The organism is Cupriavidus sp. SZY C1 (assembly GCF_032190535.1).
Lineage (GTDB): Bacteria > Pseudomonadota > Gammaproteobacteria > Burkholderiales > Burkholderiaceae > Cupriavidus > Cupriavidus pauculus_C.
Map to the genome: position 1 here is coordinate 405,010 of NZ_JAUANU010000002.1, position 13,980 is coordinate 418,989.

Genomic DNA, 13,980 nt, shown 5'->3' on the forward strand with positions numbered 1-13,980 from the left:
ACATGAACCAAGACTGCATCCCGACCGCACACCAATAAGCGTCCTATGGCAACCACGCTCAACCCCAACCTGCTGCTGGCCATCGCGCTGGCACCGCTCGCCGGTGCCGCGATAGCCGGTCTGTTCGGTACCAAGTTCTTCGGCACGTTTTCCTCGGAGTCGCGCGGCGGCCGGATCGTGGCCCATTCGGCGACGATTCTCGGCGTGGCCGTGTCGTTCGTCCTGTCGGTGATGGTGCTGCTCGACGTGATGCACGGCGCCGGCTACAACGGCACCGTGTACGAGTGGATGGCCATCGGCTCGCTGAAGATGGAAGTCGGCTTCCTGGTCGATTCGCTGACCGCGATGATGATGGTCGTGGTGACCTTCGTGTCGCTGATGGTGCATATCTACACCGTCGGCTACATGGAAGGGGACCCCGGCTACAACCGCTTCTTCGCCTACATCTCGCTTTTCACCTTCTCGATGCTGATGCTGGTGATGAGCAACAACTTCCTGCAGCTGTTTTTCGGCTGGGAAGCCGTGGGCCTGGTGTCGTACCTGCTGATCGGCTTCTGGTACACGCGCCCGACCGCGATCTTCGCGAACCTGAAGGCGTTCCTGGTCAACCGCGTCGGCGACTTCGGCTTCATCCTCGGTATCGGCCTGCTGCTGGCCTACAGCGGCAGCATGAACTACACCGACGTGTTCGCGCAGCGCGAGCAACTGGCAACCGTGATCTTCCCGGGCACCGACTGGCTGATGATCACCGTGGCGTGCATCTGCCTGTTCATCGGCGCGATGGGCAAGTCGGCGCAGTTCCCGCTGCACGTGTGGCTGCCTGACTCGATGGAAGGCCCGACCCCGATCTCGGCGCTGATTCACGCGGCCACGATGGTGACCGCCGGCATCTTCATGGTGTCGCGCATGTCGCCGCTGTTCGAGCTGTCGGACACCGCACTGTCGTTCGTGCTGGTCATCGGCGCGATCACCGCGCTGTTCATGGGCTTCCTGGGCATCATCCAGAACGACATCAAGCGCGTGGTGGCCTATTCCACGCTGTCGCAGCTCGGCTACATGACCGTGGCGCTGGGCGCGTCGGCCTACTCGGTGGCCGTGTTCCACCTGATGACGCACGCGTTCTTCAAGGCGCTGCTGTTCCTGGGTGCCGGCTCGGTCATCATCGGCATGCACCACGACCAGGACATCCGCAACATGGGCGGCCTGCGCAAGTACATGCCGATCACGTGGATCACGTCGCTGGTGGGTTCGCTGGCGCTGATCGGCACGCCGTTCTTCTCGGGCTTCTATTCGAAGGACTCGATCATCGAGGCCGTGGCCGAGTCGCACCTGGCCGGCTCGGGCTTCGCGTACTTCGCGGTGCTGGCCGGCGTGTTCGTGACCGCGTTCTACTCGTTCCGCATGTACTTCCTGGTGTTCCACGGTGAAGAGCGCTTCGGCAAGGCCCATGCGCACGACCACCATGACGACCATCACGAAGAGGAAGACGGCCACGACGAGCATCATCACGGCCTGGCGCCGGGCCAGAAGCCGCACGAGTCGCCGTGGGTGGTGACGCTGCCGCTGGTGCTGCTGGCGATCCCGTCGGTCGTGATCGGCGCCATCGCCATCGAGCCGATGCTGTTTGGCGACTTCTTCAAGCATGGCCTGGCCTTCAAGGACGTGATCTTCGTCGGCGAGAACCACCACGCCATGGAAGAGCTGAAGCAAGCGTTCCACGGCTGGGTGCCGATGGCGATCCACTCGCTGACGACGCCGGTGCTGTGGCTGGCCATCGCGGGCGTGGTGCTGTCGTGGTTCTTCTACATGAAGCGCCCGGACATCCCCGAAGCCATCAAGCAACGCTTCTCGGGCCTCTACAAGCTGCTGGACAACAAGTACTACATGGATGCGATCAACCAGGCGGTGTTCGCCCGCGGTGCGCGCATGCTGGGTACGGGTCTGTGGAAGGGCGGCGACCAGAGCTTCATCGACGGCCTGTTCGTCAACGGTTCGGCCCGCGTGGTGGCGTCGTTCGCCGCGGCCAGCCGCTACCTGCAGTCCGGCTACATCTACCATTACGCTTTCGCGATGATCATCGGCATGCTGGTGCTTTTGACGCTGACGATCACTGGCGTGATAGGCACCAAGTGATAGGCACCGAGTAAGGAAAACAAACAAATGGTTCTGTCTCTCGCAATCTGGCTGCCTATCTTCTTCGGCCTGCTGGTATTGATGTTCGGCTCCGACAACAGCAAGGGCTTCGTGCGCTGGATGTCGCTGTTCGGCGCCATCGCCAGCTTCGTCGTGACGCTGCCGCTGGTCTTCCATTTCGATACGTCGACGGCTGCCATGCAGTTCGTCGTGCAGGCGCCGTGGATCGAGCGCTTCAACATCGCCTACCACCTGGGCGTCGATGGCATCTCGATGTGGTTCGTGGTGCTGACCGCGTTCATCACCGTGATCGTCGTGATCTCGGCCTGGGAAGTGATCACCGAGCGCGTGGCCGAGTACATGGCGGCGTTCCTGATCCTGTCGGGCCTGATGGTCGGCGTGTTCTGCGCGCTGGACGGCATGCTGTTCTACGTGTTCTTCGAGGCCACGCTGATCCCGATGTACATCATCATCGGCGTCTGGGGCGGCCCGAACCGCGTGTACGCCGCGTTCAAGTTCTTCCTCTACACGCTGCTGGGCTCGCTGCTGACGCTGGTTGCGCTGCTGTACCTGTACAACAAGACCGGTACCTTCGACATCCTGTCGTGGCACCAGGCCAAGCTGACGTTCGAAGAGCAGATCGCGATCTTCGTGGCGTTCTTCATGGCGTTCGCCGTGAAGGTGCCGATGTGGCCGGTGCACACCTGGCTGCCGGACGCCCACGTGGAAGCGCCGACCGGCGGCTCCGTGGTGCTGGCCGCGATCATGCTGAAGCTGGGCGCCTACGGTTTCCTGCGTTTCTCGCTGCCGATCGCGCCGGACGCCAGCCACTACATGGCCCCGTTCATCATCACGATCTCGCTGGTCGCGGTGATCTACATCGGCCTCGTGGCGCTGGTGCAGTCCGACATGAAGAAGCTGGTGGCGTATTCGTCGATCGCCCACATGGGTTTCGTCACGCTGGGCTTCTTCATCTTCAATGACCTCGGCGTCGAGGGCGGCATCATCCAGATGATCTCGCACGGCTTCGTGTCGGGCGCGATGTTCCTGGGCATCGGCGTGCTGTACGACCGTGTGCACTCGCGCCAGATTGCCGACTACGGCGGCGTGGTGAACGTGATGCCAAAGTTCGCCGCGTTCTCGGTGTTCTTTGCCATGGCCAACTGCGGCCTGCCGGCAACGTCGGGTTTCGTCGGCGAGTTCATGGTCATCCTGGCGTCGGTCAAGTTCAACTTCTGGATCGGCCTGCTGGCCGCCACCGCCCTGATCCTGGGCGCGGCTTACTCGCTGTGGATGGTCAAGCGCGTGATCTTCGGCGAGATCGTGCACCAGCACGTGCGCGAACTGGTGGACCTGAACAAGCGGGAATTCCTGATGTTCGGCCTGCTGGCCATCCTGACGCTGTACATGGGCCTGTACCCGAAACCCTTCACCGACGTGATGCACGCCTCGGTGGTGAACCTGCTGTCCCACGTGGCACAGTCCAAGCTGTAAGCGGGGGAGAGAAATATCATGCAATCGTCCTCTAGCCTGGCCCCGGTGGCGCCAATCATCTTCCTGGCGATCGCCATTGCGGCGATCAACTGGATCGACCTCGCGCGCGGCAAGGGCCGCACCAGCGTGGCCTACCCGCTCTCGCTGCTGACCACGCTGGTCCTGACCGTCTGGTTCGCGATCGATGCGGCCAACGGCCAGACGCACTACGCGTTCGCCAACCTGGTGGTCATCGACCCGATGGCCAACGTGCTGTCGGCGTTCTGCGCGCTGGGCATGTTCCTGACGCTGATCTACACGCGCACCTACCTGGGCAACCGGGACATGAACGCGGGCGAGTTCTACATGCTCGCGCTGTTCACGCTGGGCGGCCAGCTCGTGATGATCACCGGCAACAACTTCCTGACCCTGTACCTGGGCCTGGAACTGCTGTCGCTGTCGTCGTACGCGCTGGTGGCGCTGCGCCGCGATTCGCGCGTGACGTCGGAATCGGCCATCAAGTACTTCGTGTTGGGCGCGCTGGCGTCGGGCTTCCTGCTGTACGGCATGTCGATGATGTACGGCGCCACCGGTTCGCTGAACCTGGGCGAAGTCTTCCGCGTGGTGGAGTCGGGCCGCGTCAACACGACGATGCTGGCCTTCGGCGTGGTGTTCATCGTGGCCGGCGTGTCGTTCAAGCTGGGCGCCGCTCCGTTCCACATGTGGATCCCGGACATCTACCAGGGTTCGCCGACCGCGGTGACGCTGCTGATCGCAGCCGGCCCGAAGGTTGCCGCGTTCGCGCTGATCATGCGCCTGCTGGTGGAAGGGCTGCTGCCGCTGGCGTCGGACTGGCAGGTGATGCTGGTGGGCCTGTCGATCGTGTCGCTGGTGATCGGCAACCTGACCGCCATCGTCCAGACCAACCTGAAGCGGATGCTGGCGTACTCGACGATCTCGCACATGGGCTTCATCCTGCTGGGCATGCTGTCCGGCGTGGTGGCCAGCAAGGCCGATGGCGCCGCCAATGCTTACAGCGCGTCGATGTTCTACTCGATCACGTACATGCTGACCACGCTCGGCACGTTCGGCCTGATCCTGATCCGCACGCGCAAGGGCTTCGAGGCCGAGACGCTGGACGACCTGAAGGGCATGTCGCGCCGCCATCCGTGGTTCGCCTTCCTGATGCTGGTGATGATGTTCTCGATGGCCGGCATCCCGCCGACCGTCGGCTTCTACGCCAAGCTGGCCGTGCTGTCGGCCGTGGTGAAGGCCGGCATGAGCTGGCTGGCCATCCTGGCCGTGGTGTTCTCGCTGATCGGCGCGTTCTACTACCTGCGCATCGTCAAGCTGATGTACTTCGATGCCCCGGCTGGCGAAGAGCCGCTGGAAGCGTCGGCGGGCCTGCGCTCGGTGCTGAGCCTGAACGGCCTGGCGGTCATCCTGCTGGGTATTTTCCCGGCCGCGCTGATGAACCTGTGCTACCAGGCCATCCGCGCGACGCTGGCGTCGTAACGTAACAAGGTGGCGCGATGAGTTCCTCGGCGGGCGGTTGGTTTGTCATTCTGCTGGCACTGGTATGTGCCAACCTGCCGTTCGTCAACCAGCGCCTGTTCGCGGCGGTGGGGCTCAGGTGGGCCCGCAAGCCGCTGTGGCTGCGCCTGGTGGAACTCGTCGTCTGGTACGCGGTGGCTGGCGCCGCCGGCTTTGCGGTGGAATCGGGCCTTGGCAACGTGTTCCCGCAGGGCTGGCAGTTCTACGCCATCACGGCCTGCATGATGCTGGTGTTCGCCTTCCCGGGCTTCACCTGGCAATACCTGGTCAAACATCGCACGGCCTGAGGGCTTGCCTGCTCCGGCCCGTGCCACCCCCGGAGCGTTCATGACCGACAAGACTTCCGTACCCGCGTCCGACGACGCGGACGCCCATCTCCGCGAAACGCCGGTTGCCTCGGCGACCCTCCACCGCGGCAAGTTCCTTACGCTCAAGCAGGACATCGTGCGGCTGCCCGACGGCAAGCAGACCGGGCGCGAGTACGTGCTGCACCCGGGCGCGGTCATGATGATCCCGCTGTTCGACGACGGCACCGTGCTGATGGAGCGCCAGTTCCGCTATCCGGTGGGCGAGGTCATGCTCGAATTCCCCGCCGGCAAGCTCGATCCGCAAGAGGGCGCGCAGCGCTGCGGCGAGCGCGAACTGCTGGAAGAGACCGGCTACACCGCCAGGCGATGGGACTACCTGACGCGTATCCATCCCGTGATTTCCTACTCGACCGAGTTCATCGACCTGTTCCTGGCCCGCGACCTGACGGCCGGCGCGTCGAAGCTTGATGACGGCGAGTTCCTGGAAACCTTCATCACGCCGGTGGGGCAGGTAATCGACTGGGTGCGCCAGGGCCGCATCACCGACGTCAAGACGATCATCGGCGCGTTCTGGCTCGAAAAGATCGTCTCGGGCACGTGGCAGCCGGGCGAGCAGTCCGAGCCGCCGTTCCCGGCGAAGCGCGCGGCCGACTGACTGGTTGCCGGCTTCGGCCGTGACAGTTGCTGTCCGGGCAGTGTCACGTTGAAACAGGAATTTTATGTTCCTAGCATAGGGATGGCCTGCGGGTGCAATGCCTGCAGACCGGTGCGCCGCGCCGTCGTCGGCGCGGCGCATCCAAGGAGCCCCCTATGCTGATCCGGACCGTTTCCCAGATTGCCCGGCTGGTCGCGCTTGCCGTTGCCATGCTCGTCCTGGTGGTGCCGGCATCGGCACGCGCCCAGCCCTCGGACTACGCGCAGACCGACGCGCCGATCATCCTGGTCCACGGGGGGCTCGGCACCTCGCAGTATCTCGGGCTGGCCGACTACTTCTACGGCATTCCGGACGACCTGCGCAGCCACGGCGCGGAAGTCTTCGTGGTGCACCTCAGTGCCGTGAACGGCGAAGGGCCTGACCGGCGCGGCGGGCAGCTCGTCCAGTGGATGCAGGATTTCATGGTGGTCAACGGCCCCAGCCGGTTCAACCTCATCGGCCACAGCATGGGTGGGCTGAGTTCGCGCTATGCGGCCACGGTACTGCCAGAAAACGTGGTCTCCGTGACGACCATCGGCACGCCGCACAAGGGCATGGAACTGTTCGACTTCACGGGCGAACAGCCCGTGCCCGTCCAACTGGCGCTCATCGCGGCATTGAACCTGATGGGATACGCCATTGGGGTGACGTCGGGTCAGCCGCTACCGCAGGATGCGGCAGCGTTGCAGCAGCAACTGTCGACCGAGGGCTCCGCCGCCTACAACGCCATGTATCCCAGCGCCGGCCTGCCCGCAGATTGCACCGGGCCCACCGCCGAGGTGGACGTTCGCAACGGCGAGACCCAGTTACTGTATTCCTGGACCGGCAATGCGTCCGCCACCAACGTGCTCGATCCGTCGGACCTCGTGTTCGTGCCGGTGGGCCTGCTGATCGAGTCGCGCAATGGCGGCAGCCACGACGGGTTCGTCTCGGTGTGCAGCGCGCGGTTCGGCAAGGAGCTCGGCATCTACGACTGGAACCACTTCGATGAAGTGAACCAGATCCTCGGGCTGCGGGGGCTCTGGTCGGCGGATCCCGTGGCCGTGATCCGGCAGCACGCCAATCGCCTGAAGCTGGCCGGCCTGTGAATCGGCCCGGGCTGAGATGGGCGGCCGGTGCGGTAGGGCTTGCCGCAGCCATCGCCATCGCGGCCTTCTACCGTGCCGATGAGATCACGCGTGGCGACGCCGCACCCTCGACAGGCGCCGGTGTCGGGGTGCCGGCAAGGATCGAGGCGGCCGGCAACGTCCCTGATCGCGGTGCCGAAGCGGCGCGCGATGACACCGTTGCCCCGGATGGGCTCCACACCGATGCGAAGGGACGGTTGCGCGTCACGCGCCAGACCCGTGACCTGTTCGAATACTTCCTGGCCAGCGCGCCCAGGGCCAACCGGGAGCGCCAGATTGCCCTGTTGACTGCCCACATCAACAAGACGCTGGGCGCCGCCGCACCGGTCGCGCGCAACGAGGCGCTGGACCTCGCCAGACGTTTCGTGTCCTACATGGACGCTCACGACGCCATGCTGCGGACGTATGGATTTGCCCGCAATGCCAACCTGGCCGATACCGCCGAGCTGCCGCGCATCGCGGAATTCCTGCGCAAGCGATCCGATCTGCGGCGGCAGCATCTGGGTGCCAATGTTGCGCGGCTCTGGTACGGCGACGAGGAAGATCGCGAGCAACAGTTGCTCGCCCGGCTACGGTCGGGGCAGGGCGCCCCGGAGCCGGCACCGGTGCCCCGGGCGCAGGCGCTGACCCAGCAGTTGCAGGACCTGCGCGCCAAGGGGGCGAGCCCCGAGGCATTGCGCGAATTCCTGCGCGCCAATGTCGGCGAGGACGCCGTGCAACGGTTCGACGCCCAGCGCCGCGCCGATGCCGCATGGGCCGCCAAGTACGCGAGCTACCGCGCCGACGTGGCCGCGGTTGCCAGCCATGGCGGGCTCGATGCCGACGAAGTCCGCCGCCAGTCGGACGCCATCCGGACGCGGCACTTTCCCGATGCCCGGGACGCGGCACGCGCCGCGATGCTCGACGGGCAGCCGCCCCCGGCACCCCGCGCCCCATAGCATCCGCCGGGCGCCGTCAAATCCGACGCCAATCCTGTAAGCTTGCTTCCCCGCCGGTCGGGGTTTTCCCTCGGTCCGGCGCGGCCTGGCTACGCCGCCACGGCAATTGTGTTTTGCGCGTATCCTGCCAGGTGGAAAACGGTCCGAAAAAAATTAGCACGACCGTTCACAAAATTTCGATTCACGGCTAACATTGCCCGACGGGCTGGAAAGATCATGAAGGTGCTCGACCTGCGCTGTGCGCAAGACCATCGATTCGAGGGCTGGTTTGCCTCGGCGGAAGACGCGCAGTCGCAGATGTCACGCAACCTCGTCCAATGCCCGGTCTGTGGCGACCATGCGGTCAGCCGCCTGCCCAGCGCGCCGCGCCTGAATCTTTCGGGTGCCACCGCCAGGCCGGCGCCGACGCAGGCCCGCGCGGAACCAGGCAACGCCGAGGCGCAGCAACTGATGCAGGCGCTGCAGGCGCGCTACCTGAAGGCCGTGCGGCAGGTGCTGGCGCAGACCGAGGACGTGGGCGAGCGCTTCGTCGAGGAAGCGCGGCGCATGCATTACGAGGAGGCGCCCGAACGCGGCATCCGCGGTTCGGCCACCCCCGAGGACGTGCAGGCGCTGGCCGAAGAGGGCATCGACACCTTTCCGCTCATCGTGCCGGACGCCTTGAAGCAGACGGCCCACTGAACAAGCATCCTGTGCCCGGTTTTTCCGCGCAGCGATGCGCAGGGAAAACAATCGGCCGGCGCCCGCCGGCACCACCAATGGAGACGGGCATGGATCTCAACTACTCGGCGGCCGACAACGCCTTCCGTCAGGAAGTGCGTAGCTGGCTCGAAGCCAACCTGCCGGCGGATATCCGCGACAAGGTTCTCAATCACCGCCGTCCCAACCGCGACGACCTCGTGCGCTGGCACAAGACGCTGGCCGGCAAGGGCTGGTCGGCGCCGCACTGGCCGGTGGAATTCGGCGGCACGGGCTGGAACGCCACGCAGCGCCATATCTGGGACGAGGAAAACGCCCGCGTCGGCGCGCCCGGCGTGCTGCCGTTCGGCGTGGCCATGGTGGCGCCGGTGATCATGAAGTACGGCAATGCCGAGCAGAAGTCGTACTACCTGCCGCGTATCCTCGACTGCACCGACTGGTGGTGCCAGGGCTATTCCGAGCCGGGCTCGGGTTCCGACCTGGCGTCGCTGAAAACGCGCGCCGAACTGACGACGGACGGCAAGCACTACATCGTGAACGGCCAGAAGACGTGGACCACGCTGGGCCAGCACGCCGACATGATCTTCTGCCTGGTGCGCACCGATCCGGAAGCCAAGAAGCAGGAAGGCATCTCGTTCCTGCTGATCGACATGAAGACGCCGGGCATCACCGTGCGGCCGATCATCATGCTCGACGAAGAGCACGAGGTGAACGAGGTGTTCTTCGACAACGTGAAGGTGCCGGTGGAAAACCGCGTTGGCGAGGAAAACCGCGGCTGGACCTACGCCAAGTACCTGCTGGGCCACGAGCGGACCGGCATTGCCCGCGTAGGCGCGTCCAAGCGCGAGCTGGGCTTCCTGAAGCGCGTGGCGCGCCAGCAGCAGAAGAACGGCAAGCCGCTGCTGGAGGACCCGGTGTTCGGCGCCAAGGTGGCCGCGCTGGAGATCGAGCTGATGGCGCTGGAGATCACCGTGCTGCGCGTGGTGTCGAGCGAGGCGGCCGGCAAGGGCCCCGGCCCCGAGGCATCGATGCTCAAGATCAAGGGCACCGAGATCCAGCAGATGCTCACCGAACTGATGGTAGAGGCCGTGGGCCCGTACGCGCAGCCGTTCGACACACCGTACCTGGAGTGCGAGACGGAGCACGCCGTGACCGGCTACGACGACGCCGCACCGCTGGCCGCGTACTACTTCAACTACCGCAAGACGTCGATCTACGGTGGTTCCAACGAAATCCAAAAGAACATCATCAGCCAGATGATTCTGGGGCTGTGAGGAGACACGCGACATGAACTTCAATCTCAGCGACGAACAGAAGCAACTGTCCGATGCCATCCGCCGCTTCGTCGAGAAAAGCTACGACTTCGAATCGCGCAAGAAGAACATCAAGACCGATGCCGGCTTTGGCGAGCAGGCCTGGGGCGCCCTGGTGGAACTGGGCCTGACGGCGCTGCCGGTGCCGGAGGCGCAGGGCGGGTTCTCGGGCACGGCCGTCGACATGATGGTGGTGCAGGAACAACTGGGCCGTGGCCTGGTGGTCGAGCCGTACTTTGCCACCGTGGTGGCCACGCAGGCACTGAAGCTGGCCGGCCGGCAGGACGCGCTGCTGGAACAGGTGGCCGGCGGCGAACTGAAGCTGGCCACGGCGTTCAACGAGCCGCAGGCGCGCTACGAGCTGAACAACGTGACCGTGACGGCCAAGGGCGGCAAGCTCAACGGCCGCAAGGTCGTGGTGATCCACGGCGCGCAGGCTGACAAGCTGGTGGTGTCGGCCCGTACGGCCGGCGGCCAGTCTGACCGCGATGGCATCTCGCTGTTCCTGGTCGACACGCAGGGCGCGGGCGTCAGCGTCAAGGACTACCGCACGATCGACAACCTGCGCGCGGCCGACGTGACGTTCACCGACGCCCCCGCCACGCTGCTGGGCGCCGAAGGCAAGGGCTGGGACGTGCTGGAGGCCACGGCCGACTACGCCGCCGTGCTGCTCTGCGCCGAGGCCGTTGGCGTGATGGATACGCTGAACGCCGCCACGCTCGAATACGCCAAGACGCGCCAGCAGTTTGGCGTGCCCATCGCCCGCTTCCAGGCGCTGCAGCACCGCATGGTCGAGATGTTCATCCATGCCGAGCAGTCGCGCTCGATCACGCTGCTGGCCGCGGCGCGCTTCGAGGAGGCGTCGCCCGAGGAGCGCCGCCGCTACGTGTCCGCCGCCAAGGCGCGCGTGGGCCAGGCGGCCCGCTCGGTCGGCCAGGAGGCGGTGCAGATCCACGGCGGCATGGGCGTGACCGACGAACTGCCGGCCGCGCACATGTTCAAGCGGCTGACGCTGATCAACACGACCTTCGGCGACGTGGACCACCACCTGGGACGCTTTGCCAGCCAGCCCGGCTTCCAGGAAGCCGCCTGACCGCATCGATTGACCCGAACCGCGCCGGCCACCCCGAGCGCGGTTTTTTGCTTTGGAGCCCCCGATGTCCAGCAAGATGTATTTCGAAGACTACGTCGTCGGCAGCGAGATCCCGCTCGGCAGCTACCACGTGACCGAAGAGGAAATCGTCGCGTTCGCCAGGCAGTACGACCCCCAGCCGTTCCACATCGACAAGGCCGCCGCCGAGCAGAGCATCTACGGCGGGCTGATCTCCAGCGGCTGGATGACCTGCGGCATCATCATGCGGCTGCTGGTACAGTCGATGGGCGACCGTTCCACCAGCATGGGCTCGCCCGGCGTGGACGAAGTCCGCTGGATCAAGCCGGTCTATGCCGGCGACACGCTGACCGCGTCGCTGAAGATCCTGGACGCCCGGCCGTCCAGCTCCAAGCCTGACCGGGGCGTGGTGATGACCCAGTGGGTCGGCACGAACCAGAAGGGCGAGGTGGTCTGCACGGTCAAGGGCATGGGCATGTACAAGCGGCGCCCGGCGTAAGGCAACGGCCGGCAGCAGGGCATCCGGCCGACAGGAACACAGCACCACAGCACCACAGCAGCACCTACCACAGCACGACAGGAGACAACGCATATGCGCACCATCGCATCGCTGGAAGAACTGGAATCCCTCCAGGGCCAGGAAGTGGCCGTCAGCGACTGGTTCGAGATCACCCAGCAGCAGGTGAACCTGTTCGCCGAGGCGACCGGCGACCACCAGTGGATCCACGTGGACGTCGAGCGGGCCCGGCGCGAGTCGCCGTTCGGCGCCCCGGTGGCGCACGGCTTCCTGACGCTGTCGCTGCTGCCGCAGTTCATGCACAGCGCCATCCACATGGAAGGCGTCAAGATGGGCGTCAACTATGGCCTGAACCGGGTGCGATTCACCGCCCCGGTGCCGGTGGGCAGCCGCCTGCGCGCGCGCGTGAAACTGCTCAAGGTGGAGCGGCTGGACCCGGCGCCCAACGGGCTGGCCGGGGCGCAGTCCACCTGGGAGGTCACGGTCGAGCGGGAAGGCAGCGACCGGCCGGTCTGCGTGGCAGAATCGATCACCCGCCGCTACTCCTGAGCGCGCCGTCAGCGCAGCGCCAGCGGGGCCGCTAGAACGCGGCCCCTTTCTTTTGTCCAGCAGATTCGCGTCGTCCATCGCTTCATGACATGATCTGTTTCCTTTGTGCGACAGCTGAAACATTGTCCGATTAAAAGAACAGTGTTTCCGTTGTGTTTGGGTTTACCCGCAATGTTGCGTTGCGGTACATTCGCGGCCAACGATGTTTTAGGTAATGCGATATCCGCTCGGAGACCGTTCTCGCTGCGCTGGCGAGGCGGTCAAATGCAGGCGGATACCGCGTAGGCATCGTTGCACAACGCTTGTCCCGGTGGCTGCTCCGAACCGGGACCGATCGCAGTAGGCAGTCGGTTACCTCAGCGCACGCTTGGCGCCCCCCCGCGTTTCGCGCACGCAGTCGTCAGTTGCTGTCCAGCCGCGCTCATGGCGTTGCCCGGCCGCATGGTCCGCCGGCGCTTGCACGCCCCATTTTCCGCACGCGCCAGCTTAGGACACGTCCCCGGTTTTCCCCAGCCCAGCCAGCCCGTTGCCCCGTGCAGCAGGCGGCAGTGCCTCGCTTGTGCACAGGCGTGGCGCAACCAGACCGTCGTGACATGAAGACACCAACAATGCCGCGCCTGATGCGGTACCTGCCTTGCCTTGGCCTGCTCCTGCTGGCCGGCTGCGACTTTGCGCTGATGAACCCGAAAGGGCAGGTCGGCGTGGACATCAAGGGCATCATCCTGATCGCCACCTGGCTGATGCTGCTGGTCGTCGTGCCAGTCATCATCCTGACGCTCGTGTTCGCGTGGAAGTACCGCGCCAGCAACACGTCGGCCACCTACGACCCCGACTGGTCGCACTCGACGAAGATCGAAGTGGTGGTCTGGCTGATCCCGTGCCTGATCATCATCGCGCTGGGCATCATTACGTGGAAGTCTTCCCACGACCTCGATCCGTACAAGCCGCTGGAATCCAGCGTCAAGCCCGTGCAGGTGGAAGCCGTGGCGATGAACTGGAAATGGCTGTTCATCTATCCGGAACTGAAGATCGCGACGGTCAATCAGCTGGCGCTGCCGGTGAACACGCCGGTGAACTTCAAGATCACGTCGGATTCGATCATGAATTCGTTCTTCATCCCGCAACTGGGCAGCCAGGTGTACGCCATGGCCGGGATGGAGACCAAGCTGCACCTCATCGCCAATGAAGCCGGCACGTACGACGGCATGTCCGCCAACTACAGCGGCGGCGGCTTCTCGGGCATGAAGTTCAAGACCATCGCCATGTCGAACTTCGAGTTCGACAAGTGGGTGGAGCAGGTGCGCGCGTCCAGCAAGCAGCTCGCCGCCGCGGACTACAAGGTCCTGGCCAAGCCGAGCGAGGCAGAACCGGTGACGTACTTCGGCAAGGTCGAGGACAACCTGTTCACCGGCATCCTGCATCAGTACATGGGGCACGACGGCCGTGCAATCGCCCGCGAAGGTTTCGATGGCGGTCCGGTCTGCACGTCGCGTAACACGCTCGGCGAAGAGCGTGTGTCCCTGACCACGCCGGCCACCCCGGCCGTGGGCGCGCAAATCTAGGA

13 protein-coding genes are annotated in these 13,980 nt (G+C 65.0%); all 13 read left to right on the top strand.

Going from position 1 to position 13,980, the window contains the following annotated elements; translation table 11 throughout:
* The first annotated feature begins 45 nt into the window (after nucleotides 1–45).
* Nucleotides 46–2,133: an NADH-quinone oxidoreductase subunit L gene (gene nuoL / locus QTN24_RS06030; protein ID WP_124684864.1), complete on the top strand. Its 2,088-nt coding sequence runs from the start codon at nucleotides 46–48 to the stop codon at nucleotides 2,131–2,133.
* Nucleotides 2,134–2,160: 27 nt separating this feature from the next.
* Nucleotides 2,161–3,627, top strand: a complete 1,467-nt coding sequence (locus tag QTN24_RS06035) for an NADH-quinone oxidoreductase subunit M (RefSeq protein ID WP_313835813.1) — start codon at nucleotides 2,161–2,163, stop codon at nucleotides 3,625–3,627.
* An 18-nt stretch (nucleotides 3,628–3,645) separates the two neighbouring features.
* Nucleotides 3,646–5,121 (top strand): NADH-quinone oxidoreductase subunit NuoN, encoded by a 1,476-nt coding sequence (gene nuoN / locus QTN24_RS06040; RefSeq protein ID WP_124684862.1) that lies wholly within the window; start codon nucleotides 3,646–3,648, stop codon nucleotides 5,119–5,121.
* A gap of 17 nt (nucleotides 5,122–5,138) precedes the next feature.
* On the top strand, nucleotides 5,139–5,447 hold the full coding sequence (locus tag QTN24_RS06045; RefSeq protein ID WP_124684861.1) for a DUF2818 family protein: 309 nt from the start codon (nucleotides 5,139–5,141) through the stop codon (nucleotides 5,445–5,447).
* A gap of 40 nt (nucleotides 5,448–5,487) precedes the next feature.
* Nucleotides 5,488–6,123 (top strand): NUDIX hydrolase, encoded by a 636-nt coding sequence (locus QTN24_RS06050; protein WP_313835816.1) that lies wholly within the window; start codon nucleotides 5,488–5,490, stop codon nucleotides 6,121–6,123.
* Nucleotides 6,124–6,278: 155 nt separating this feature from the next.
* Nucleotides 6,279–7,250: an esterase/lipase family protein gene (locus QTN24_RS06055; protein ID WP_124684859.1), complete on the top strand. Its 972-nt coding sequence runs from the start codon at nucleotides 6,279–6,281 to the stop codon at nucleotides 7,248–7,250.
* Nucleotides 7,247–8,227 (top strand): lipase secretion chaperone, encoded by a 981-nt coding sequence (locus QTN24_RS06060; RefSeq protein WP_313835820.1) that lies wholly within the window; start codon nucleotides 7,247–7,249, stop codon nucleotides 8,225–8,227. Before QTN24_RS06055 ends, QTN24_RS06060 begins: the two co-directional genes overlap by 4 nt.
* Before the next feature lie 216 nt (nucleotides 8,228–8,443).
* Nucleotides 8,444–8,908, top strand: coding sequence for a DUF1178 family protein (locus tag QTN24_RS06065; protein ID WP_124684857.1), 465 nt, complete (start codon nucleotides 8,444–8,446; stop codon nucleotides 8,906–8,908).
* Between the two features lie 89 nt (nucleotides 8,909–8,997).
* Nucleotides 8,998–10,200, top strand: a complete 1,203-nt coding sequence (locus QTN24_RS06070) for an acyl-CoA dehydrogenase family protein (protein WP_313835823.1) — start codon at nucleotides 8,998–9,000, stop codon at nucleotides 10,198–10,200.
* Nucleotides 10,201–10,213: 13 nt separating this feature from the next.
* Nucleotides 10,214–11,332: an acyl-CoA dehydrogenase gene (locus tag QTN24_RS06075; RefSeq protein WP_313835825.1), complete on the top strand. Its 1,119-nt coding sequence runs from the start codon at nucleotides 10,214–10,216 to the stop codon at nucleotides 11,330–11,332.
* 64 nt (nucleotides 11,333–11,396) lie between these two features.
* Nucleotides 11,397–11,849, top strand: a complete 453-nt coding sequence (locus QTN24_RS06080; RefSeq protein WP_124684854.1) for a MaoC family dehydratase — start codon at nucleotides 11,397–11,399, stop codon at nucleotides 11,847–11,849.
* 93 nt (nucleotides 11,850–11,942) lie between these two features.
* Complete coding sequence (locus tag QTN24_RS06085; RefSeq protein WP_313835826.1) at nucleotides 11,943–12,416, top strand: MaoC family dehydratase; 474 nt, start codon at nucleotides 11,943–11,945, stop codon at nucleotides 12,414–12,416.
* Nucleotides 12,417–13,009: 593 nt separating this feature from the next.
* On the top strand, nucleotides 13,010–13,978 hold the full coding sequence (cyoA, locus tag QTN24_RS06090; protein WP_124684852.1) for a ubiquinol oxidase subunit II: 969 nt from the start codon (nucleotides 13,010–13,012) through the stop codon (nucleotides 13,976–13,978).
* Nucleotides 13,979–13,980 lie beyond the last annotated feature (2 nt).

Bases quoted from the DNA above. Each gene is read 5' to 3' on its own strand.
- QTN24_RS06035 (WP_313835813.1), top strand. From the start codon at position 2,161: ATGGTTCTGTCTCTCGCAATCTGGCTGCCTATCTTCTTCGGCCTGCTG.
- QTN24_RS06075 (WP_313835825.1), top strand. From the start codon at position 10,214: ATGAACTTCAATCTCAGCGACGAACAGAAGCAACTGTCCGATGCCATC.
- QTN24_RS06085 (WP_313835826.1), top strand. From the start codon at position 11,943: ATGCGCACCATCGCATCGCTGGAAGAACTGGAATCCCTCCAGGGCCAG.
- nuoN (WP_124684862.1), top strand. From the start codon at position 3,646: ATGCAATCGTCCTCTAGCCTGGCCCCGGTGGCGCCAATCATCTTCCTG.
- QTN24_RS06045 (WP_124684861.1), top strand. From the start codon at position 5,139: ATGAGTTCCTCGGCGGGCGGTTGGTTTGTCATTCTGCTGGCACTGGTA.
- QTN24_RS06080 (WP_124684854.1), top strand. From the start codon at position 11,397: ATGTCCAGCAAGATGTATTTCGAAGACTACGTCGTCGGCAGCGAGATC.
- QTN24_RS06070 (WP_313835823.1), top strand. From the start codon at position 8,998: ATGGATCTCAACTACTCGGCGGCCGACAACGCCTTCCGTCAGGAAGTG.
- cyoA (WP_124684852.1), top strand. From the start codon at position 13,010: ATGAAGACACCAACAATGCCGCGCCTGATGCGGTACCTGCCTTGCCTT.
- nuoL (WP_124684864.1), top strand. From the start codon at position 46: ATGGCAACCACGCTCAACCCCAACCTGCTGCTGGCCATCGCGCTGGCA.
- QTN24_RS06055 (WP_124684859.1), top strand. From the start codon at position 6,279: ATGCTGATCCGGACCGTTTCCCAGATTGCCCGGCTGGTCGCGCTTGCC.
- QTN24_RS06050 (WP_313835816.1), top strand. From the start codon at position 5,488: ATGACCGACAAGACTTCCGTACCCGCGTCCGACGACGCGGACGCCCAT.
- QTN24_RS06065 (WP_124684857.1), top strand. From the start codon at position 8,444: ATGAAGGTGCTCGACCTGCGCTGTGCGCAAGACCATCGATTCGAGGGC.